The organism is Haloarchaeobius iranensis, assembly GCF_900103505.1.
Classification (GTDB): Archaea; Halobacteriota; Halobacteria; order Halobacteriales; family Natrialbaceae; genus Haloarchaeobius; species Haloarchaeobius iranensis.
In genome coordinates this window covers 17,739-38,019 of sequence record NZ_FNIA01000012.1, presented here as the reverse complement: position 1 = coordinate 38,019, position 20,281 = coordinate 17,739, and the positions used below count along the sequence as shown (strand labels likewise).

General features: G+C 63.0%; 24 protein-coding genes and 1 tRNA gene. 10 read left to right on the top strand and 15 right to left on the bottom strand.

Annotated elements, in window-relative coordinates; genetic code table 11:
- Positions 1-61: 61 nt before the first annotated feature.
- Complete coding sequence (locus BLT27_RS11600) at positions 62-442, top strand: PD-(D/E)XK family putative nuclease (protein WP_089734046.1); 381 nt, start codon at positions 62-64, stop codon at positions 440-442.
- 321 nt (positions 443-763) lie between these two features.
- Positions 764-1,246, top strand: a complete 483-nt coding sequence (locus BLT27_RS19185) for a hypothetical protein (RefSeq protein WP_139172322.1) — start codon at positions 764-766, stop codon at positions 1,244-1,246.
- A gap of 173 nt (positions 1,247-1,419) precedes the next feature.
- Here BLT27_RS19185 and BLT27_RS19180 read toward each other — a convergent pair whose 3' ends face one another.
- The 9 genes from BLT27_RS19180 to BLT27_RS11565 form a co-directional block, all read right to left on the bottom strand.
- Entirely contained in the window at positions 1,420-2,169 is a 750-nt protein-coding gene (locus tag BLT27_RS19180) for a hypothetical protein (protein ID WP_139172321.1), read from the bottom strand.
- 271 nt (positions 2,170-2,440) lie between these two features.
- A complete protein-coding gene (locus tag BLT27_RS11595; RefSeq protein ID WP_089734044.1) occupies positions 2,441-2,917 on the bottom strand; it encodes a type III secretion system chaperone family protein in 477 nt (158 codons plus the stop codon).
- Between the two features lie 90 nt (positions 2,918-3,007).
- A complete protein-coding gene (locus tag BLT27_RS19175) occupies positions 3,008-3,589 on the bottom strand; it encodes a hypothetical protein (RefSeq protein WP_139172320.1) in 582 nt (193 codons plus the stop codon).
- 387 nt (positions 3,590-3,976) lie between these two features.
- On the bottom strand, positions 3,977-5,593 hold the full coding sequence (locus BLT27_RS11585) for a DUF7845 domain-containing protein (protein WP_089734040.1): 1,617 nt from the start codon (positions 5,591-5,593) through the stop codon (positions 3,977-3,979).
- Positions 5,590-5,976 (bottom strand): hypothetical protein, encoded by a 387-nt coding sequence (locus BLT27_RS11580; protein WP_089734038.1) that lies wholly within the window; start codon positions 5,974-5,976, stop codon positions 5,590-5,592. Before BLT27_RS11580 ends, BLT27_RS11585 begins: the two co-directional genes overlap by 4 nt.
- The gene (locus BLT27_RS19170) at positions 5,973-6,155 is read right to left on the bottom strand and encodes a hypothetical protein (protein ID WP_139172319.1); all 183 of its coding nucleotides are present in this window, start codon (positions 6,153-6,155) and stop codon (positions 5,973-5,975) included. Before BLT27_RS19170 ends, BLT27_RS11580 begins: the two co-directional genes overlap by 4 nt.
- Complete coding sequence (locus BLT27_RS11575) at positions 6,155-6,391, bottom strand: hypothetical protein (RefSeq protein WP_139172318.1); 237 nt, start codon at positions 6,389-6,391, stop codon at positions 6,155-6,157. Before BLT27_RS11575 ends, BLT27_RS19170 begins: the two co-directional genes overlap by 1 nt.
- 173 nt (positions 6,392-6,564) lie before the next feature.
- Positions 6,565-6,639, bottom strand: a tRNA-Val gene (locus BLT27_RS11570).
- Between the two features lie 49 nt (positions 6,640-6,688).
- Positions 6,689-6,916, bottom strand: a complete 228-nt coding sequence (locus tag BLT27_RS11565; RefSeq protein WP_089734034.1) for a hypothetical protein — start codon at positions 6,914-6,916, stop codon at positions 6,689-6,691.
- Positions 6,917-7,224: 308 nt separating this feature from the next.
- Between BLT27_RS11565 and BLT27_RS11560 the strand changes: the two genes are divergently transcribed.
- Entirely contained in the window at positions 7,225-8,175 is a 951-nt protein-coding gene (locus tag BLT27_RS11560; RefSeq protein ID WP_089734032.1) for an MBL fold metallo-hydrolase, read from the top strand.
- Between the two features lie 18 nt (positions 8,176-8,193).
- Here the strand turns inward: BLT27_RS11560 and BLT27_RS11555 are convergent, their stop codons facing one another.
- Together BLT27_RS11555 and BLT27_RS11550 are read right to left on the bottom strand one after the other, a co-directional pair.
- Complete coding sequence (locus BLT27_RS11555) at positions 8,194-8,694, bottom strand: hypothetical protein (RefSeq protein ID WP_089734030.1); 501 nt, start codon at positions 8,692-8,694, stop codon at positions 8,194-8,196.
- Positions 8,691-9,275 (bottom strand): DUF7344 domain-containing protein, encoded by a 585-nt coding sequence (locus tag BLT27_RS11550; RefSeq protein WP_089734028.1) that lies wholly within the window; start codon positions 9,273-9,275, stop codon positions 8,691-8,693. Before BLT27_RS11550 ends, BLT27_RS11555 begins: the two co-directional genes overlap by 4 nt.
- Before the next feature lie 440 nt (positions 9,276-9,715).
- On the opposite strand from BLT27_RS11550, the gene BLT27_RS11545 reads away from it, so the two are divergent.
- The 4 genes from BLT27_RS11545 to BLT27_RS11530 all read left to right on the top strand — a co-directional run bounded on the left by BLT27_RS11545 (position 9,716) and on the right by BLT27_RS11530 (position 14,020).
- Positions 9,716-10,267 carry a DUF1102 domain-containing protein gene (locus tag BLT27_RS11545; RefSeq protein WP_089734026.1) on the top strand — a complete coding sequence of 184 codons (552 nt, stop codon included), beginning with the start codon at positions 9,716-9,718 and terminating at the stop codon, positions 10,265-10,267.
- Between the two features lie 11 nt (positions 10,268-10,278).
- Positions 10,279-10,914, top strand: a complete 636-nt coding sequence (locus BLT27_RS11540; RefSeq protein WP_089734024.1) for a hypothetical protein — start codon at positions 10,279-10,281, stop codon at positions 10,912-10,914.
- Between the two features lie 334 nt (positions 10,915-11,248).
- Entirely contained in the window at positions 11,249-12,772 is a 1,524-nt protein-coding gene (locus BLT27_RS11535) for a CARDB domain-containing protein (RefSeq protein ID WP_089734022.1), read from the top strand.
- A gap of 78 nt (positions 12,773-12,850) precedes the next feature.
- Positions 12,851-14,020 (top strand): signal peptidase I, encoded by a 1,170-nt coding sequence (locus BLT27_RS11530; RefSeq protein ID WP_245707730.1) that lies wholly within the window; start codon positions 12,851-12,853, stop codon positions 14,018-14,020.
- On the opposite strand, the gene BLT27_RS11525 is transcribed toward BLT27_RS11530, so the two are convergent.
- Positions 14,017-14,550: a cob(I)yrinic acid a,c-diamide adenosyltransferase gene (locus BLT27_RS11525; protein WP_089734020.1), complete on the bottom strand. Its 534-nt coding sequence runs from the start codon at positions 14,548-14,550 to the stop codon at positions 14,017-14,019. The two genes, BLT27_RS11530 and BLT27_RS11525, sit on opposite strands and share 4 nt — an antisense overlap.
- Before the next feature lie 426 nt (positions 14,551-14,976).
- Here BLT27_RS11525 and BLT27_RS11520 point away from each other — a divergent pair, with 426 nt between their 5' ends.
- The 3 genes from BLT27_RS11520 (at position 14,977) to sod (ending at position 16,275) form a co-directional block, all read left to right on the top strand.
- Positions 14,977-15,207, top strand: a complete 231-nt coding sequence (locus tag BLT27_RS11520; RefSeq protein WP_139172317.1) for a hypothetical protein — start codon at positions 14,977-14,979, stop codon at positions 15,205-15,207.
- A 45-nt stretch (positions 15,208-15,252) separates the two neighbouring features.
- Complete coding sequence (locus tag BLT27_RS19770) at positions 15,253-15,420, top strand: DUF7838 family putative zinc beta-ribbon protein (protein WP_175526439.1); 168 nt, start codon at positions 15,253-15,255, stop codon at positions 15,418-15,420.
- A gap of 252 nt (positions 15,421-15,672) precedes the next feature.
- Positions 15,673-16,275, top strand: a complete 603-nt coding sequence (gene sod / locus BLT27_RS11515) for a superoxide dismutase (RefSeq protein ID WP_089734016.1) — start codon at positions 15,673-15,675, stop codon at positions 16,273-16,275.
- A 372-nt stretch (positions 16,276-16,647) separates the two neighbouring features.
- On the opposite strand, the gene BLT27_RS11510 is transcribed toward sod, so the two are convergent.
- From BLT27_RS11510 to gcvPA, 3 genes are all read right to left on the bottom strand, one after another.
- Positions 16,648-17,238, bottom strand: coding sequence for an NADPH-dependent FMN reductase (locus tag BLT27_RS11510; RefSeq protein ID WP_089734014.1), 591 nt, complete (start codon positions 17,236-17,238; stop codon positions 16,648-16,650).
- Between the two features lie 65 nt (positions 17,239-17,303).
- Positions 17,304-18,722 carry an aminomethyl-transferring glycine dehydrogenase subunit GcvPB gene (gene gcvPB / locus BLT27_RS11505; protein WP_089734012.1) on the bottom strand — a complete coding sequence of 473 codons (1,419 nt, stop codon included), beginning with the start codon at positions 18,720-18,722 and terminating at the stop codon, positions 17,304-17,306.
- Positions 18,719-20,059 carry an aminomethyl-transferring glycine dehydrogenase subunit GcvPA gene (gcvPA, locus tag BLT27_RS11500; protein WP_089734011.1) on the bottom strand — a complete coding sequence of 447 codons (1,341 nt, stop codon included), beginning with the start codon at positions 20,057-20,059 and terminating at the stop codon, positions 18,719-18,721. Before gcvPA ends, gcvPB begins: the two co-directional genes overlap by 4 nt.
- Positions 20,060-20,281: the final 222 nt, after the last annotated feature.

Genomic DNA, 20,281 nt, shown 5'->3' with positions numbered 1-20,281 from the left:
ACCGCGCGCGGTCCCGGCGGCTCGGTGATATATATCAGTCGCGCCCGCGAGGTGCGTTCGCGTGAGTCGGTCCTCGAACGCGAGCCGCTACGGGTCGCTCGCGGAGAAGTACCTGGCCGACGAGCGCGGGCTGGTGCTCGACGGCCAGCACACGAGCTGGTGCGATGCCCGGTTCCAGAACGGGACGCCGGTCGAAATCAAGAGTGCGATGGTGTCGACCGGCTACTTCCAGATCTACCGCAAGTACCATGAAAAGCTTCGCGAGGCTGGGGGCTGGTACGGGTTCGTGGTCTATCGCGAGCACGGAGATGAGATTCGAGTGCTCAAGACGCGAATGACACGACCCTCAAGATTGCCACTCCAATCGCTCTGGTCACCGACTGGGGGGCATCGAGACAGTGAAAAGGCAAAAATCAGCTTCAGCGAGATCTGCTGTGATTAGAGAACTGCCAAGACTTCGGTGGTGGTATCGCGTGTTATTCCGACTCAGAATCGGAGTCAGAGTTATGTCCTGCAAGTTCTTCCCCCCAAGAACGAAGTGCACTAATCACTCCCGGACCCTTGTGACCACGTTCCGGTTCCAGTTCACGACCGGTTTTCGGGGAGCGCGCCATCTTACACTTCTGTTAGATGCGCCTGGATTTATATTAGCGGAACGGCATACACCTAGTGTAGAATCTACACTCGCTGTAATGCAGGAGAGAATAATACAAATAAGTATAGTTTACAAACCTCTGAACAAACAACCTGAGCGTGTGAATAAATGAGCAAACCTGAGTGGAAATATCTATCATCATCAAGAATTGATTCCCATGGGCGAATTAAAATACCAGAAGAGCTATTCGAACTAGGTATTCTAAAACCTCCAGAAGAATCACCCCAACCAGACGCCTGGTGGTCATACGAGAAACGACATGGTTGGGTGGTCTTATCTGATGAGCCTCTTGAGGGTGAACGATTCAAACCATTCAATGTGGTTGGGAGGCGAAAGATAGGTGGGAAAAGCGATAACCATCGAGTGACTATTCCCAATGAGTTTATAGATGATTCATCAGAGAGTGTCCACTCTGTGGCTCAAAAAGTACCATCAATTGTGCGATTCGATCCAGACGCTGAACTCCACTTTCTCACATACGAAGATATGATCCAGTCATCCCCTCATGCTGCAATTGTCTTAACAACAAATAAACTGAATAGAATGTTGAGTGGGAAAGTCGATGAACCAGAAGAAAATTTGCCCTGGTAATCTTATCGTAAGTTATGTAAATATCGCAAGGGCGGTGTTTAGATAAGCACTAAAAGGTGAGAAACAGCATTTCTGAGTTCTCTATGCCCGAAAACGCCGCCCGCAACTGAAGTATGAACGAAGCAGAAACTGCCGACGATTGGCTTCGATTATTCGCATTCGTATGGAATCAACTAATCTGAACGCGACCATCGCAAGACAGCCAATACGCCTAGAGTAATTAAAACTGCAACAATTACCGGTGAAATTAAAGATTCGAGTTCCCATCCGACACTAAAGACTACAGAGAATAGTAAAGAAATGACACCCGCAGTTGCAGTAAATAGAGTAAGGTGTAACAATACGACGTTGTCATTATTTAATTGTCGCATATTACCAATCCACTGATTGTACTCTACAAGTTGGAACAACAACCACTCTTTCTCTGTATACTCGCCTTGAATAACATCAAATCGGTGACCATCACTTACTCCAAAATCAGGATCGGATGCAGAATATGTAAATACTCCAGAAATTATTGACAATAATAAGAGTGTTACCCCACCTACCCCAAATTGAAATGATAGGGTGCCCACAGAAGCATCTGATAGAGAACCATCGCTCACTTGAACGGCTGAGATGACGAGACCAATAAACAAGACGGAGGTTCTGACGGTCCTCATTGCTTTGTCATCAATATCTTTCAATAAACGAATTCGTTCAGACAGAACCTCACGTGACTCTTTGCGGACTACCTGAAGAGCCTCGGTCTCTACCGCTAAATCTTCTAAATCTTCACTGGAGGCATTCTGAATCCAGTCCAAAGAAACATCTTCTTCAGTCTGATTATCTTGGGAATCATCGCCTGCAGTAGCCTCTGACTCACAATTACTGGAATTTTCTTCATTATTTGAAGAGCCCTGATTTCCATCACCCGTAGCCATTAACGCCTACATCAGATGAGGCCCACATATATTCTTGGTTCCGGTATTGAGCTGACGGATAGTCATTCTTGAAAACGACAGAGCTCAGATTATCTGCTCATCCCGTCGCTCAATATCTGGCGGTTCTGATTCTCATGCCTACCGACTCGTGTGCATATTCGGGAAAGTTGATCTCTTGACGTATGACCCCTGGCGGATAACTATCGAGAGAGATGAATATTGACTCTGTAGTGCCACTTAACCACGGCTTTTGAACTGACGTTGGAAAGGACTACGTTTGGTCGTCAAGGGCGCTAACCATCTGTTCGGGCCTCCACATTAGGAATGCCTCCGCACGCGCCATATCGTATAGGCTGTTCATGAACAGATGCTGACTCGCCCCGTCAGGGTATATGAAGTACTGAAGTGAAATCCGCCTCATTTCCTCAAAGCTCGTAGGATTGAAATCCTCATCTAAAAAGGCGTAGAACCCCCTAACATTCGTGAGTACTATCATGGCCTCTGTGCGGAATTGATGCCATAGCTCTTTCCGGTCCAGCAGATTCGCTAACAGCTCCGGGTCAAATGTGAAACCCCCAATAATGTTGAGCGAGTTTGGACCTACCAATACCGTTAGATCCACCGGGATATGGTGCAATTCAACCTCGAACGAAAACTGTTCGCCACCCTCCTCTCTAACAACCGTCCAATCTGAGATTCGTTGCTCGTCAAGCCAAGATTCAATTTTCTCCTCGGAGAAGGCGACCATGTAGCTAACAATTTAGTATATAATGTGTTTAGTCTATTGGCTTCAGCGACCCTTGGTATATGGGGCCTGAATCAGCACGGAGGAATTCGGTCAGGGGGGTTCCAACTTTGATGCATCCACGGAATCACTATCTATCTCTACAGTATACTCCCGTTCTCCGTCAAGCACGGTGAATACAATCCGCGCCTTCGCATTCTCGTAATCTTCTTTTACTGTCTTGAGGTGGCCCACTGAGAAAATGCGAATTACTATGAAAATCTCAACTAACTCTCCCTGTAGAATCTGGATGGGAGCTCTCCCATCTGCATCTCTTCCCTCATGTAGAATCACGAGGGGCTCTTGACCATAAACCGAGTCTGCAAGTTCTTCGTAATGCACAATATGTCTCTCATCCTTAGAATCTTGAGCGTTGTAGAACTCGATCCAGTCTAATTCTGCAGAGATGATATGGGCATTATCGTCACCTCGGTTATTCGCCTTGAAATATAATTCCATCTGGATTTCACCACCTATCGTTGAATGCGGTGATGCATCTGGAGCAACTCTTGAGCTAAATATTACCTCAGATTTCGGGGCTTCAATGTGGGTAAAATAAAAATCAACCACTCCAATAATGAGCGTGATTAGAATTAGAATTACGCTCCATATCTGCAGGCTAACTCCAAATAACATCTCAGCCGAACTAAAGAAGCCAGGGCAGAAAAGTGGAGAGGTTCAGATTAAGATATCGGACAATGCAGAGCGGAGACTTCGTAGTGGAATAGTGCTCTCAATTGAATCGAATGGACACCCCCTCGTCAAGAATGTCACGCTCAAACGGTTGTGCGGAGGCGTGGGCGGGGGCTGAGTATTTTTTCTGTTTGTGCCCTTGGGCACACTCTCCAAGGGGATGTTCCCGCCCGCCGGGAACGACCCGCGCGGTCGCCGCCCCGATCTCGAGCTCGACGAGCCACGCCATGACCAGATGACCAACCAAAATTGACCTACGAACCCCGAAATAGGCAACTCAGATGGAGAAAACAGGGGTACGAGACAGTGATGCCTCTACTCGGGGCCGCGCTACCGGGCGAGCGCGGCGAAAACGCCCCGTTCGCGCTCCCCGTCGATCTTCGCGACGACCTCGGCACCGGCCAGGTCGATCACGTCGTAGCCGCTCTTGTGCCACGCCTTCCGGCCCTCTGCGAGCACGTCCTGAATGCGCGGCTTCGCTGTCGCCTTCAGCTTCGACAGCATCGTCTCGATACGCACCGTCTCCACGCTCCCGTCGTCGTTGACCGTGACCTCCGCACCGTACTTGTTCAGCCACAGCTGGAATGCCGACGACTCCGCCTGACACCGGTTCATCCCGAGGATCTTCGCCGCGCGGTCGGCCGCGTTCTTCACCTGGTGCTCGGTGCTCTCGATGATACCTTTCAGCTCGTCGTGGAACTTCCGCGACGCGAAGCTCACTACGCCGTCGTCGTTCTCCAGCACGGCACCGAGGCGCTTCAGCGCACGGTAGATGGTACTCACTCCACGTCCAGTCTCCTCGGCGATCTCCTCGTAGTGCTGCCCACCGCCGTCGGTGAGCAGCTGGTCGAGCACGTCCAGGTCGGCGTCCGTCATGTCCCGAAGCGACGTGACCAGCAGGTGCTCCTGCTCGGCCTCGATCTGTGGCGTCGGGTCGTCGTACATCGCGACCGTCTCCTCGCGAGCCGCCGGTCGGAAATGGTCGTCCTCGACGTACGTCCCCGGGTCAGGGTCGGTCGGCACGCTACCCCAGTCGAGGAAGTTCAGTAGCGTCTCCTCGATCTCGCGCTCGGCGTCCTCCAGGTCGCGCCACACGATGGGATCGCCGCCGTTGCGCTCCTGATTGATGAGCACGCCAATCTTGGGGTGATACAGTGGGTTCTCGGGGTCGCTTTTGACGTGCTTCGGGTGGTAGTGCTTGAACTGGAAGCCGTACCGGTGGCTCGGAATCAGTTTCTGTGCGCTCTCCGGGTCGACCCAGAGCCGGTGCATGTACCCGACGATCTCCTCGTTATTGACCTTGTACTCGGCCTTCGTCCCCTTCTCGTCGGCGAGCAGGTGCATCGCTTTCATCATCGTGCCACTCGCCAGCAGCTTCGACGCGATCTCCCGTCGCACCCGGACGTACCGCTCGTAGGCCGTCACTCGCGAGTGCGCCGGGCTCGGCTGGTCGGTGAAGTACCGCGAGTTCATCGACAGTCCTGCGTGGGTCGCGACCGCGTCGAAGATGCCGTGAAGTAGCTTCGGCACCTCCTCGGGCTCGACGTTGCTGGCTTTCAGCTCGACGTCGACGCCCTCGGTTCCGAACCGCGTCCACCAGCGTTTCCCGAACCCGAGTTCGTCCCCGCTCTCGCGATGGCGCATGTTCTGGAACCGCGGCTCGATGATCGGCGAGAACTTGCGTCGTCCCTCACCCTTGCACGTGATGTCCCACGAGTACAGCGCCTCACCAGCGATGTTGTCGCTCGGCCGGGGCGCGATACCCGTCTTCGAGTAGTTACACTGGATCTCCCAGCGCTCGCCGTCGATCTCGGTCTCGAACTCGGCGTATCCATCGAATCGTCCGACGATGGCCTTCGCGAGCAGCTGGTACGGACCCAGCCCGTACTGCGGATACTTCAGGTACGCCTCGAACTCGTGGGGCTGCGTCACCGTCTGCCCCGTCACTGTCGCACCTCGTGCAGCTTCGCGGTCGCACTTCGCCCGCGTTCGACCGGGTTCCCGTCGCCGTCGACGTGGACGGTCTCGGCCGACCACTCTTCGATGCTCTCGGGATCGCGCTGCGGTCGGTCGCCGCGCTCGCCGTGCTCAATCAGGTAGTCGCGACGACGGTCCAGCAGCGCCAGCAATTTCTCGCGGGTCTCGCGGTCCAGCGCCCGCTCGCACTGCTTCCAGCAGTTGATTACCTGGAGTCGGTCGATGCCCTCGATACGCGCGACGGCGAGACGCCGCGCGTCGTCGTTCCCGACCAGGTCATGGTCAAGGAACCGCGCGGGATCCTCGTCGATGGCCTCGACGATACGCTCACGCAGCTCCCGGTTGTACGTCACCGGTGCTCACCTCGCGGGAGCCGCCTCGGGGTGTACTGGTTCTCCCTCGGGTGCTGTGGCTGGCAGGTCGTACAGAGAATCGAGTAGCGAACCCGCTCGCGACGGTCGTCGTACCCCTCGATGTAGACGCTCTCACGCGGGTGCTGGACGCTGGAACCGCAGATACTGCACCGCGGCATCACGCGTCACCTCGGTCAAGCTCATCCAGCGTCGGCCGCTCGCGCTCGGCTCCTGTCCGGCGGAGCCGCCGGGAACAGAAGTACGCATGGCCAGCCTCACCGCCCTCGGTCAGCCGGGTGCAACGAGCCTTGCACTCGTCGCACCGGAACTCGCGCGACGTGGTCGGCTTCGGGCGGGCCTTCTCGCGGACCCGAAGCTCCTCGGCCGAGATACCGAACTGGCTCTCGGCACTCACGCAGACCACCTCTCGGATACGAGAACCGCAAGACTGCGAGGGGCCGCGCCAAGGAACTTACTGGAATAGGATTTCGACCGCCAGAATCGCCAACCCCGACTCCGCCGATTCCGGGCGCGAGAGCGGTCGCTACAGCGCGTCCGCTCTTCCTTCAGAAACGGTGAGAATCTTAGTGGGTTGGGGCAGATTTGAACTGCCGACTTCCTCCGTGTGAAGGAGGTGTCATAACCGGACTAGACCACCAACCCGCGACACCTGTCGCTACCCGGTTCCGAAACTTAAGGGTTGCCTTCCAGCCTACCGGCTGATGGGCATTCCGCCCAGACGGTCGCGGGCGTTCGAGCCGACCCTGCGGACGCGCTCGGTGCGGGTCGGCTCGGGTTCCGGCTCCTCGACGCCACGGTACTCGTCGATGCGGGCTCCGACGCGCTCGCGGACGGGTTCGAGCTCCATCTCGAGGCCGGCGGCGAGTTCCTCGGCGGTGCGTCGTGCGTGGTATCGGGCGTCTCTGAAGTGCCGGTTCATAGACGAGAGTACGGTGGAGCGAGCTATAAACGTGTCGCCGAGAGGGGGTCAGAAGTCGTCTTTTTTAGGCTCGCCAAAACCGGCAGCTTTTTGTTATTGTTAGGCAGACCTAAAGCTGCGGTCGGCGAGGAATCCACACCGTGCCACAGCCGCCGTCTGGACTCCCATAGCAACTCATGCCACGAGGCGCGCACAGACGCGCCAGGGACCCGTGGGCATCACTTCGGGACCCACTCCTGCCTGTCCCGCCGACCCACCGTTTTCGCCGAGGCCCAAGGGTTTACTTCCGAGAGGGGTCACTCCCGAGTATGTTCGAGCGGTATCCGATTCCGACGCCCTTCCAGGTCGGCCCCATCAACGCCTACCTCGCCGGGCGCACGCTTGTCGATCCTGGTCCCGACAGCGAGGAAGCGTGGGCCGAGTTGCTCACCGCGCTGGAGGAGCACGACCTGACGCCGGACGACATCGAGCGGGTGCTCGTGACCCACCCGCACCCCGACCACTTCGGGAGCGCCCACCGGTTCGCCGACCGCGGCGCGACGGTGTGCGCGAGCGAGCCCTGTGCCGAGATCGTCGGCGACTTCGCCGGCCGCTGGGCGTACGAGCGCGAGTTCTTCACCGACTTCTTCGAGCGCAACGGGATGTCCGCCGCGACGGCCGACACCGTGACCGAGCTGCCCGAGGCGTTCCTCAACTACGCCCCCGACGTCGACGTGGACGTGACACTCGCCGCTGGCGACACCGTCACGGTCGCGGGCACCGAACTCAGCGTCGACGGGGTCACTGGTCACGCCCTCGGAGAGCTGACCTTCACCTACGAGGACGGCGACGGCGACACGGTCTGTCTCGTCGGCGACAACGTCCTCCCCGATATCACTCCGAACCCGTTCCTCCAGCCGCCCACGGAGTCCGGCGGTGAGCGTCCCCGCATCCTCCCGCGATACAACGACTGTCTGGCGCGCCAGCGTGACGCCGGCTACGACCGGCTCCTTCCCGGCCACCGCGAGCCCATCACCGACCCGGCGGGTCGCATCCAGGAGATACTCGACGCACACGAGGACCGCACTGCTGAGGTTCACGAGCTACTCGACGGCCCGATGACCGCGGTCGACCTGATGCACGGCCTGTTCGAGAACCTCCCCGTGACCGAACAGTTCTCGGGGATGAGCGAGGCTATCGGCCATCTCGACGTGCTGGAAGAACGCGGCGAGGTCGAGCGACACGAGCGCGGCGGGATGATCGTCTACGAGCGGACCTGAACGGGACGAGCCGACAGCTCAGTCGTCGTCGCTCTGGTGGCTGTCGTCCGCCGCGTCGTCGTCACCGTCGTTGGACTCGTTCCCGCCGTTCCCCGCCCGGAACGGACAGTTCGACTTCTGGACGACGGTCCGGGTCAGCGTGACGCCCGTCCCGCCGTCGCTCTCGAGTTCGACGGTCACCTCAGACATCGGCGAGTCGTAGGCCTGGTTGACCACCACCTGCCCGCCCGGCGCGACCGTCTCCCGCCCAGGCGGGACGGACTCGCCGTTCACGTGCTCGATGGTCAGGGCGGTCGGGAGCTGGTTCGTCACCCTGACTTTTACGGGCGACTGGTTCCCCTGGTTCGGGCTCGCCGACGTGTAGCAGGCCTCGACGTTCACGAGCGCCTGGTCGTCCTCGACGACGGTCACGGAGACGCCTCGTTCCGCACTCACCGACGAGAAGCCCGCACTTCCCGTGACGAGCGCTGCTGCTGCCGCCACGGCGAGCACGGCGCTCAGCAGCTTGAGGCGCGTCATCGGTCGAGTTCCGGTGGTGCTTCCGAGTCACCGAGTTCCAGCTCGGCGACGTAGTAGCGGTGGGCCAGCGCCGAGCAGGCGAACGCGACCACGATGAACACCATCCAGGCGAACTCCGGGAGGAGGGAGAACGGCGTCACGTCCAGCCCCACACCGGCGACGAGCGCCAGCGAGAACGCCGAGAGCCCGACGTAGTACTCGTTCCAGGGTATCTCCTTCCCCCGGACGACGTCGAGGTAGAGGTCCACGTCCGCCAGCGCCGGCGTCGGCTCGACGACCCCCCGGTCCTTGTCGAACTCGACGACGCCCGCGTCGTCCATCATCGGCAGGTGCTGCTGCTGGAGCGCGGTGTACACACGCTTGCGCTCCTCGTAACCCACCTCCGACAGCGCGACCTCGTTCTCCCAGGCCGCGATCTGCTCGGCCATCGGCCCGATCTCCAGCCGCCCCGCATCCTCACGTTTCATGACGTGCACCGCGTACCGTCGTCGGTGGTTCGAAAGCACGTCGAACAGCTCGTCCTCGGAGACGCGTGTCGATGGCTGCGCCTCCTCGTCCCCCTTCGCTTTTGCGACCCCCATGCGTTGTCTGATTTGTTATCTCACCACCATAAAAAACTGTCCCACTCTTCAGCTAAATTATCGGTTCGGGGAGTTGGTTTAGCATCGAATTAGCACCGTACCGGGTGCATTAATCAGTGCATATCGACGGTTTCAGACGGGTGAGGCCGAAGTTCGTCGATGAGGGGGAATGCCTTGCCGGTTCCCGTTCGTAACCGCCGGTTCGGCTGCTCGGGCAGCTGATACCAGCCTCTCAGAGCAGGCCAGAGAGAAGTTCCGACCCAGTCTGAACCGAGGGCTTGCTCGCTCAGACCTTACCGGATATGGCTCAGGTCACTCAATACAGTACGGGTACCTCCCATTGGGTTCGAGTGAAGCGACCCGGTGCGAGCCGGCGTCACCTGGGGGGACCGGGGGACGACCGCTCGTGTGAGGTCGCTCGAACGAGGTAGAACACGACCATGGAACGACGCAAGTTCATCGCAGGGGTCGGATCGCTCGCTGCCGGCGGGGCAGCTGCATTAGGTACCGGGGCGTTCACGAGTGTGAGTGCAACTCGAAATATCGACGTTGAGGTTGCTGACGACGCAAGCGCGTACCTTCGGCTTGAAGGGACCGGTGGCGCTAACTCCGAGTACGTGACCGACGATGGAAACGGTGGAACGCTGGCCATCAACCTGGATTCCAATAACGCAACTGGTGCTGGTGGTGACGGGGTCAACCCCGATGCAGTTACGCAAATTGATGACCTCTTTGTCATCGAGAATCAGGGAACTCAAGAGGTTGACGTCAGTCTCAGCAAGAGCGGAGACAATAGCGGTCTGGTGAAGTTCTACACTGACAGTAACGCCTACGACGACGGAACCTCGATTGGTAGTGGTAATAATCCAGTCACCCTCAGTACTGGTAGTAGTGTCACTGTCAGTATCGAGATCGACACGGAAGGTGAAAGTGTGGGTGACGGCGACGAGCTCCTCGATTCGGTGACGTTCAACGCAGACGCCACTAGTTAGAGGTAATACAGATGAACCGTAGAAAATTCGTGTTGAGCCTCGGAGCTCTCGCCGGAGGCGGTGCGGCAGCAATGGGTACCGGTGCGTTTTCCAACGTCGAAGCCGAGCGTGACATCAGTGTCACCGTCGCAAACGACGCGAGCGCATATCTTGGTATCCAGCCCGGCGATGGTCCGAACGGAAACTACGCTGACACGACCTCGAACGATGCACTGGCAATCAGCCTGACCGACGATAACAACAACATCGGAAGCGGTGTTGCCGGTGGAGAAGGTATCAACACCAATGCGGTCACCAGTATCGGTGACATCTTCAAGATTCAGAACCAAGGGACGCAGGAAGTCGATGTCGCCGTGACACCGTTAGCCTACGGTGATATTGATGGCCAGGTTTTCCCACCGGACATCGATGGGGCCCTCGCAGTGCTCCTTGAACCACAAAACCCGGACGAGATCGAGGTGGATATTGAATGGGGAGTTATCTGGCCAGGGATACCAGTCCCAGAGGATGTTTCCTTCATCGGTATTAAAGGACTCAGTCCTGGCGATGAGCTCCGGTTCAATCTCGTTGCACTGGCAGTTCCATCCAGTGCAATCGGTTCAGTAGAGGTAAGCGACGAAATTCAGATAACTGCAAGACAGCCCTAAGGAGATCATGTCAAACGAACCACCGAACCTCTCGACGTACGAGGATATGGCTGATGTCACGTTCGATCTCTCGGACACTGACATTAGCGAAGACGCAGTAAACGCCGAATTGGAAAGTCTGTTCGAAAGCTGACTGAGCGACCAACCAACTCAATATCGATTCTTTCGACAAACGAGAAGCACCCACTTTGGAACCTTGGCTGGTTGGAACATACATCCCCTTGTTTCACATCATCCGAGTCGGCGGTTCGACTCCGCCGGTGGGTCTTTGCGATGGTGGTACGGAGGATGGGAACCCGAAAGCGACTAGCAGACAGCACGGAGGTCGATAGCCGTGCGTAGCACCACCAAACTCCTCCTCACGGGCCTCGCTACCATCACGCTAGCCCTCGCACTCCTCCAGGGAACCGGCGCAGTCGAACTCACCGAGGGCGACGACATCGGCCAGTCCATCGTCCTCGAACCGCATCCCGGCCCGAACGGCCAGTACGCCTACTACGACGAGAACGACGAGCTCGCGGTCGACCTGAGCGCGTCGAACCCGAACGTCGCGGGCGACGGGCCGAACGACGACGCGGTCACGGGCGTCCCGGAGGTGTTCACCGTCACGAACGAGGGCGACAGCACGGCGCGGGTCTGGATCGAGTCCGGGCATCCGCTGGCGACGTTCACCGCGCGGGGCGAGCCCGTCGAGGGCGCGGACCAGGCGGTCCACCTCGCGCCGAACGAGAGCCTGGCGGTGGGGCTACGCGTGGTCACGACCGACGAGGTGCTCCCCGACGTGGTCGTGGACAGCTTCGAGGTGAACGCGGTCGTCGCCGATGACGGTGGCGAGCGCGACCCCGGCACGGAGCCGAGGGACTCCGACGACGGGGACGGAAGCGCGGCCGTCGAGCCGTCTGACGGCACCACGACGACCGTCACCTCGCCCGCACCGAACCGCCGCGGCGTGACGGTGCTGGGTGGGGACGACCGCGTCTCGGTCGGTCTCGACGGGATGCACGTCGCAGGCGCGAACGTCACCCTCGACCGGGTCGCCTTCGCGGCGACCGGGAGCGTCGTCGAGTTCGACGCGGCCGGCCAGCCGGGGCCCTTCGGCGGGCTGCCCGGGCTCGGAGCCGACCACGTGCGGGCGGACGGCTACGTGCAGCTGGACCGGGAGCGCGTGCCCGACGCGGTCGGCGACGCGACCGTGTACGTCAGCGTCGACCGCGACTACCTCGACTGGCGGGGGGCTCACCCCGAGGACGTGACCGTTTTCAGACTCGGGAGCGACGGCTGGACCGAGCTCGAAACCGAGGTCGTCAAGCGCGGGGAGCGGGTCCACTACGCCGCGAACGCGTCGAGGCTGTCGAGCGTCGTCGTCGCGACGCGACTCCCGGCCATCGAGGTCACCGACGCCCGGGTCGAGACGGCCCACGTCGCCCCCGGCGAGGCGGCGACGGTCACCGCCGAGTTGACGAACGCCGGACGGGTCGACGGCGAGCGAACCGTGCCGGTCACCGTCGACGGCGAGCACGTCCGCTCGCTGACCGTCGAGCTGTTGGCCAACGAGTCGACGACGGTCAGCGAACGCCTCAGCTTCGACGAGCCGGGCGAGTACGAGCTCGCCGTCGGGGGTGTCGACGCGGGAACGGTCGTCGTCACCGCGGAGTCACCGGCTACCAACGACGGGCCCCCGGAGCAGGACGGGCCGGGGACGCCGGCATCGGATGACGAGGACTCGGACCCGGCTCGCCCCTCGCCGCCGCAGGTCGACACCGACGCCGCCGAGCCGGCGCTCGCGGTTCTCGCGGTCGTCATCGGGGCCACACTGCTGGTCGCGGTCGTGCTGGGCCGGCGGCTGGTCACCCCCTGAACCCGCAGCAACCACGATCACCCGGGAGTGTCAGGCCGGTAAGTTTTGTGCGCGGGTACTGAGAGTTCCTACGGGGGAGTGACGCTGGTATCCACGTACCGTCGGTATCTCTCGCGCGGAGCCGCTGCGCTGCTCGCGGTCCTCGTCATCTCGCTGGTGGCCGGCAGTTTGCTCGGACAGCCGATACTCCTGAGCTACGTCGAGACGGGGAGCATGCAGCCGACGATGGAGCCCGGTGACGGTTTCGTCGCCGTGCCGTCGGCGCTCGCGGGCGACGTCTCGGAAGGCGACGTGGTCGTCTTCCGGGCCGAGGAGGTCCAGGGCGGCGGGCTGACGACCCACCGCGTCGTCGGGGAGTCCGACCAGGGCTACGTCACCCGGGGCGACAACAACCCGTTCACCGACCAGGACGGCGGCGAGCCACCGGTCAAGGACGCCCAGATCGTCGCCAAGGCGCTCCAGGTGAACGGGCAGGTGGTCGTGATTCCCCACCTTGGTACCGTCATCATGGGATTCCAGGGCGCGCTGGAGACGGCGCAGATACGGCTTGCGACGCTGTTCGGGACGCGCTCGCTGCTCGGCACGCAGGGGCTCGCGACGCTCCTGTTCGCGCTCTCGGTCGTCGCCTACGCCGTCGACTGGTACCTGGCGGGGGGCGGCAGCCGTCGCCGCCGCGACCGGTCGACGGGTCGTGACGACGGAACGTCCGCACGCCTCGTCCTGGCCGGATTCGCGTTGCTGGTGGTCCTCGCGGCGACGGCCGCGATGGTCGTCCCAGCCGGCACCCAGGAGTACGGCGTCGTCAGCGCCGAGTTCGACTCCGAGAACCCGACGGTCATCCGCCAGGGCGCGTCGTCGAACCTCACCTACGCGGTGCCCAACGGAGGACTCGTCCCCGTCCACGTCTACCTCGAGCCGGCGAGCGAAGGGGTCGATGTCTCACCGGGTCACCTCCGGGTCGACGGGCAGACCAGTGCGAACGCGACGCTGACGCTCCAGGCCGCCGACGACACCGGCTACTACCGGCGGTTCGTCGCCGAACATCGCTACCTCGCCGTGCTGCCCGGGGGGACCATCGACTGGCTCTATCGGGTCCACCCCTGGGCACCCATCGTGGCAATCGACGCCCTGCTCGGCGGTCTCGTCTACATCTCCGGGGCGGCCGTACTCGGCCGGGGGCGCATCAGGGATCGCAGGCGCGATGGCGCGAGCGGGTCGGTCCTCGGCAGGCTCCGAGGCTGGCGCTAGTAGGTTGGACTCTCCTCCGGGACGCCGTCCCGGGCGTTGACCACTCGTGCCCAGACGAACAGCCCGTCCGACAGCCGGTTCAGGTACTGGATGGCGTCCTCGTTGGCCTGTGCGTCCGCCGCCAGCGCCACGGCCCGCCGTTCGGCCCGCCGGCACACCGTCCGCGCGTGGTGGAGCCGCGACCCTTTCTCGCTCCCGGTCGGGAGGATGAACGACTCGAGCGGCTCGAGTTCGTCGTCGTAGGCGTCGATCCAGGCCTCTACCTGGTCAACGTGCTCCGCCGTGATGGCCGGGTCGTCCTGGTCGGGCTCCGGGTTGGCGAAGTCCGCCTGCACGACGTGGAGGTGGTTCTGCACGCCGGCGAGCTTCTCGTCGATGTCGTCGTGGCCGGTCGGGCGGACGGTCCCGACGAGCGCGTTCAGCTCGTCGACGGTGCCGTAGGCCTCGATCCGCGGACTCGTCTTCGAGACGCGGGACATGTCGCGCAGGTCGGTCATGCCGTCGTCGCCACGGCCGGTGTATATCTTCATGTCCGGTGGTTCGGGCGAGACCTACTTAACTCCGGCCGCGAACGGACGGACGGCCCGAATTTTGTATCGTGGTATCTGATTTAACGCCTGTCGGACGAGCCAGTTCGGATGCCCCACCGCGACCGCGAACGGAGCGCCTCTCGTCGAATCGGGACGAAACCATCGAGACGGAGGATATCGCCGGGCATCACAGCCGGCTGCCTGCCCGAGCCAACTGGAGACGTACCTGACGCCGTTCGAGCCCTGGCGATGCCATCGCGATCCAGTTCGGAGCCCACTCCAGCCGCACCGACCGCCGGGGCCGCCGAACCCCACACGACCCGGCCGCGGATCTGCCCCGTCCTGAGACGACAACGCGCGTGGCAGCCCCCTCGTACGTCAGACGTCTGACGTAGATTAATGTGGGAGTCGGCCGCACACGACACCATGTCGCTCCCAGACCAGCGCGCGGCCCCCGAGGAACTGTTCGAGACCTTCGCCGAGGAGTCGCCCGAGGAAGTGATGGCGCTGGCCGACGCCGAGTCGGAGGCCGCGACATCGGGGGTGGACGCGGCCGCGTTCGACCGATTCGTCGACGGCGTGTCGGTCGAGCGCACCGAGGGAGTGAGGCGGTCGGACGACGACGAGGCGGTCGACCTGGACGAGCTGTTCGGCTGAGCGCGCTTCGAATCAATAAAGTTCCGTCCCCACGGACGGAGTGGCATGAGCCTGGAGACGGAACACTACTGTCCCGACTGCGAGAGCGACGTCACCTTCTACCGTGCCGCGAGCACGCACGTCCACCTCGGCGAGAAGGTCAAGTGGCATTGCACGGAGTGCGACTACGGCTTCGTGAAGATCAACGGCAACGTCGACACGAGCGAAGCCTGAATCGCCGGCCGGTGTTCTCCGTAGCGGCTGCCTCGACCAGTCACGACTGAGTCCACGGTTTCGACCCAGCGTCCTGCGCTTCACGACCGTGTCGGACACGTGTTCTCACCTCTATAAACTGTATGTTGCAATAGCAAATCGCCCCACATCCGGCGGGGCCGCCGGCGTCGGCCACCCCCGGCACGTCGCCCGCGTTACCAAAATTTATTTCAGCTAACATATATTCCGCTCCCGCCGGTAGCACTGCCTGCAATGGCGAACCACGAACTCGACCCGCTACCGTACGACTACGACGCGCTCGAACCGCACATCAGCGAACAGGTGCTCCGCTGGCACCACGACACCCACCACCAGGGCTACGTCGACGGCTGGAACGCCGCCGACGAGGCGCTGGCGGCGAACCGCGAGGCGGGGACGACCGACGGCTCGGCCGACGCGATCCGCGACGTGACCCACAACGCGTCCGGCCACGTCCTCCACGAGCTGTTCTGGCAGTGCATGAGCCCCGAGGGCGGCGACGAACCCGAGGGCGCGCTCCGGGACCGCATCGAGGCGGACTTCGGCTCCTACGGGGCGTGGAAGGCGGAGTTCGAGGCCGCGGCCTCGGCCGCCGGCGGCTGGGCGCTGCTCGTCTACGACACGCACAGCCAGCAGCTACGCAACGTCGTCGTCGACAAACACGACCAGGGCGCGCTCTGGGGGAGCCACCCCATCCTCGCACTGGACGTATGGGAGCACTCGTACTACCACGACTACGGGCCCGCACGCGGCGACTTCGTCGAGGCGTTCTTCTCAGTGGTCGACTGGCAGGAGCCGACCCGTCGCTACGGCGAGGCCATCGCGCTGTTCGAGTAGTCGAACCGGTTCCCCGTCCGGCGGTCGACGGCGTCACCCGGAGGGACTGTCGCCGTCGACGCCCGGAGCTTCTGCGACGAACGCGTACTCGTACGTCGTCACCTCGAACGGGTTGCCGTACGGGTCAGTGAAGTAGGCCGAGAAGGAGTAGGTGTGGTCGCGGACGTCGTCCCGGCCGTCGACAGCGACCGCGGGGTCGTCGGCGAGTCGGTCGACGACGGCGAGAAAGCCCTCGCCGTCGATACGGAACGCGACCCGGTGGAACCCGACGCCGCGCTCCGCGCTCTCGAACAGCGCGAGGGACGTAGCACTCGACGTGGTCGATGCCGTCGACGCGGACGCCGTCGGGTTCGCCGGGCGTACCGTGGTCCGTCATGGTTCGCAGTGGGTCGGTGCGGACCCTGCGGCCGCGCTCGCCGTCTCCGGATACCGCTCGACGCCAGCGGACTTCACGAGGTCGCTGCCGAGGCGTCGGACCCGGTCGGCCACGTCGTCGTCGGTCACCGACCCGTCGGTCACCGTCTCGTGCGAGCGCGGGACCGCCACCTCGACCGGGAGCGTCCATGCGTTCAGCACGCGGGCGACGGCGCGGAGGTGGTCGAGCGCGCGGCCGGGGAAGCTCCCGCCGGCGACCTCCAGCAGGCCGACGGTCGTCCCGCCGAACTCGTCGCGGCTGCAGTAGTCGAGCGCGTTCTTCAGGACCCCCGAGTACGAGCCGTGGTAGTTGGGCGTCCCGAGCAGGACGGCATCTGCGGCCGCGACCCGGGCGCGGAGCCGGTCGGCGTCACTCGGGTCGGGCGTCGTCGGGTCCAGTGCGGGGAGTTCGTACTCGCGGAGGTCGACCAGTTCGGTCGTCGCGCCCTCGTCGCGGGCCGTGTCCAGCGCGAGGCCGAGCGCTGTCCGGGTCTTGCTCGCATCGCGGCGGCTGCCACAGAGGGCGACGACTGTCGGTGAGCGGGGCATCGTGGTCGCGGCTACCGCCGGCAGCAACGCATATTCTCGCTGAAAATATTTTTTGTCGGTCGACGTTACTCGTCGTCGAGCGCCTGCCAGGAGAGGCGCAGGTTACGCGCTGCCCCGGTCTGGTCGATGCGTCGGGCGGCCGTGCGCTCGGGCGCTGCCGCGAGTGCGTCCTGGTCCTCGTCGGCGACGGCGTTGAACGCGTCCGCGAGCTGGTCCAGCGTGGTCTTGTTCTCTATCTCCGTCGGCTCGGTCATCAGCGCCTCGCCGACGATCTCGGGCCACTTCGTCGTCGGCGGGTGGACGCCGTAGTCGAGCATGCGCTTGGCGACGTCGGCTGCGTCCTGGTCGCCGGCGCTCGCGACGAACTCGTGGTGGAACGGGCCGTACGGCACCTCGTACTCGATCTGGCTGGCGAGGTAGTTCGCGTTCAGCACCGCCTTCGCGCTGGCGTCGGCGAGCCCGGGGTCGCCGAGCCGGGCGATGTACGCGTACGCCTTGACGAGCACGAGCCAGTTGCCCAGCGAGCCGTGGACCTTCCCGATGGAGTGCTCGGGGTCGAACAGGTCGTACGTGCCGTCGCGCTTCTCGACCTGTGGCTTCGGGAGGAAGGGCGCGAGCTCCCCGACGACCCCGACCGGGCCCGCGCCGGGACCGCCGCCGCCGTGGGGCGTCGCGAACGTCTTGTGGACGTTGTAGTGCATGATGTCGAAGCCCATGTCGCCGGGGCGGGCGCGCCCGAGCAGCGCGTTGAGGTTCGCGCCGTCGTAGTAGAGCAGGCCGCCGGCGTCGTGGACCATCTCCGATATCTCCTCGATGTCGCGCTCGAACAGCCCGAGCGTGTTCGGGTTGGTGAGCATCAGGAGCGCGGTCTCGTCGGAGAGCGCGGACTCGAGCGCGTCGAGGTCGACCCGGCCGTCGTCGCCACCGGGGAGGGAGACCACGTCGAAGCCCGCGAGCGCGGCGCTGGCGAAGTTGGTGCCGTGGGCGCTCTCGGGCACGATGATCTCCGAGCGCTCGTCGCCGTTGTGCTCGTGGTAGGCCTTCGCGACGAGCACGCCGGTGAACTCGCCCGCGGCACCGGCGGGGGGCTGGAGCGTCACCGCGTCCATCCCGCCGATGCGGCCGAGGTAGTCCTGCAGGTCGTACAGCAGTTCGAGGTTGCCCTGCACGCTCTCGGGCGAGCGGTCGGGGTGGACCGCACCGGCCTCGATGGCCGCCACGTCCTCGGTGAACTTCGGGTTGTACTTCATCGTACACGACCCGAGCGGGTACGGGCCGGAGTCGACACCGTAGTTCATCTCCGAGAGCCGCGTGTAGTGCCGGGCGAGTTCGGGCTCCGAGAGGTCGGGCAGTTCCAGGGAATCACGGGTCAGCTCGTCCGGCAGCGGCGCGTCGTCGAGGTCGGCCTCGGCGGTGTGCTTCTCGCTGAGGAGCGGCTCGTAGCGCTCGTCGTCGTCGGTCCAGCGCGCCTGGTCGTAGTTCATCGCGCCACCTCCGCGAGGGCGTCGACGAACTCGTCGACCTCGCCCTCGGCCAGCGCGTTCGCGTTGAGCTGGATCTGGTGCTCGCCGAGCACGTGGACCGCGTAGCCCTCGTCCTCGAGGTCCGCTGCGACCGCCGGCGCGGGCTGGTCGGTGCGGGCGACGAACTCGCGGACGTGGTGGCGGTCGTGGACGGGCGCTTTGACGCCGACGACCTCCGTCACGCGGTCGGCGAGTTCCTGTGCGTCGGTGACGGCCTCCGTCGCGAGGTCGGCCAGCCCGTCGGGACCGAGCGACGCCGCGTGGATGGCCGCCCGGAGCGCGACCCACGCCTGGTTCGTGCAGATGTTCGAGGTGGCGCGCTCGCGCCGGATGTGCTGTTCGCGGGTCTGGAGGGTGAGCGTGTACGTCCGTCGCCCGGTGTCGTCCGTACTCGCGCCGACGAGCCGGCCCGGCACCTGCCGGACGTACTCCTCGCGCGTGGCGAACAGGCCCATCCCCATCCCGTAGCTCGTCGGGAGGCCGAGGACGGCGGCCGCGCCGACGACCACGTCCGCACCGACGCTCGCGGGTTCCTGCAGGAGCGCGAGCGAGACGGGGTCGGAGCCGAGGCAGAACAGCGCGTCGTTGTCGTGTGCCAGGTCGCCGACGGTCTCGAGGGACTCCTCGACGCAGCCTCGGACCGTCGGGTTCTCCGCGTACACCATGACGGCCTCGTCGTCGAGTGCGTTCCCGAGCGCCTCGACGTCGACGTTCCCGTCGTCCATCGGGTACGCCTCGACGACGAGGTCGGTGCCGCCGACGTAGTTCGCCAGCACCTCGCGACGGCCGTCCGCGAGCTGTTCGGGGACGAGGACGCGCGTCCCCGAGGTCTGGCGCAGGCGGTCGGCGAGCGTCGCCGCCTCGCCCAGCGCCGTCGCGGCGTCGTACATCGAGCAGTTCGCGACGCCGAGCCCCGTCAGCTCGACGAGCAGCGACTGGTACTCGAACAGCGCCTGGAGGAACCCCTGCGTGACCTCCGGCTGGTACTGGGTGTACGAGGTGAGGAACTCGGAGCGCAGCGAGAGGTGGTCCACCAGCGAGGGGACGTAGTGGCTGTAGTGGCCCCGGCCGAGCAGCTCGACCAGGTCGTCGTTCTTCTCTACGGTCTGTGCGACTTCCGCGCGTATCGCCCGCTCGCTCCGTGGCTCGATGCCGAACTCGCCGTCGAACCGGACGCTGTCCGGAATGTCGAAGAGCTCGGCCTCGGTCTCGACGCCGACGGCGTCGAGCATGGCCTCGGTGTCGGTCGCGGTGTGCGGCGCGAAGGGGCTTCCCTGTGGTGTGTGGTGTCCGCTCATGATGTCACTCTGATCTGCTCGCCCGTGGCTGTCCCACGGCCGTGGTTCGGGTCACGGAACGCGGTTGGGACTACTGGCATATGATTACCGTGGTTCGGAGCGACGGAGTATGCACACAGCTGCATACAACCGCCGATGGATTGAGCGTTCTGCGCTCGTTCCTGCACACTTCGCGGCAGATGTTGCCACCGCAGCTCCCGGCTGCGCTCGCCGGTTCCCCGG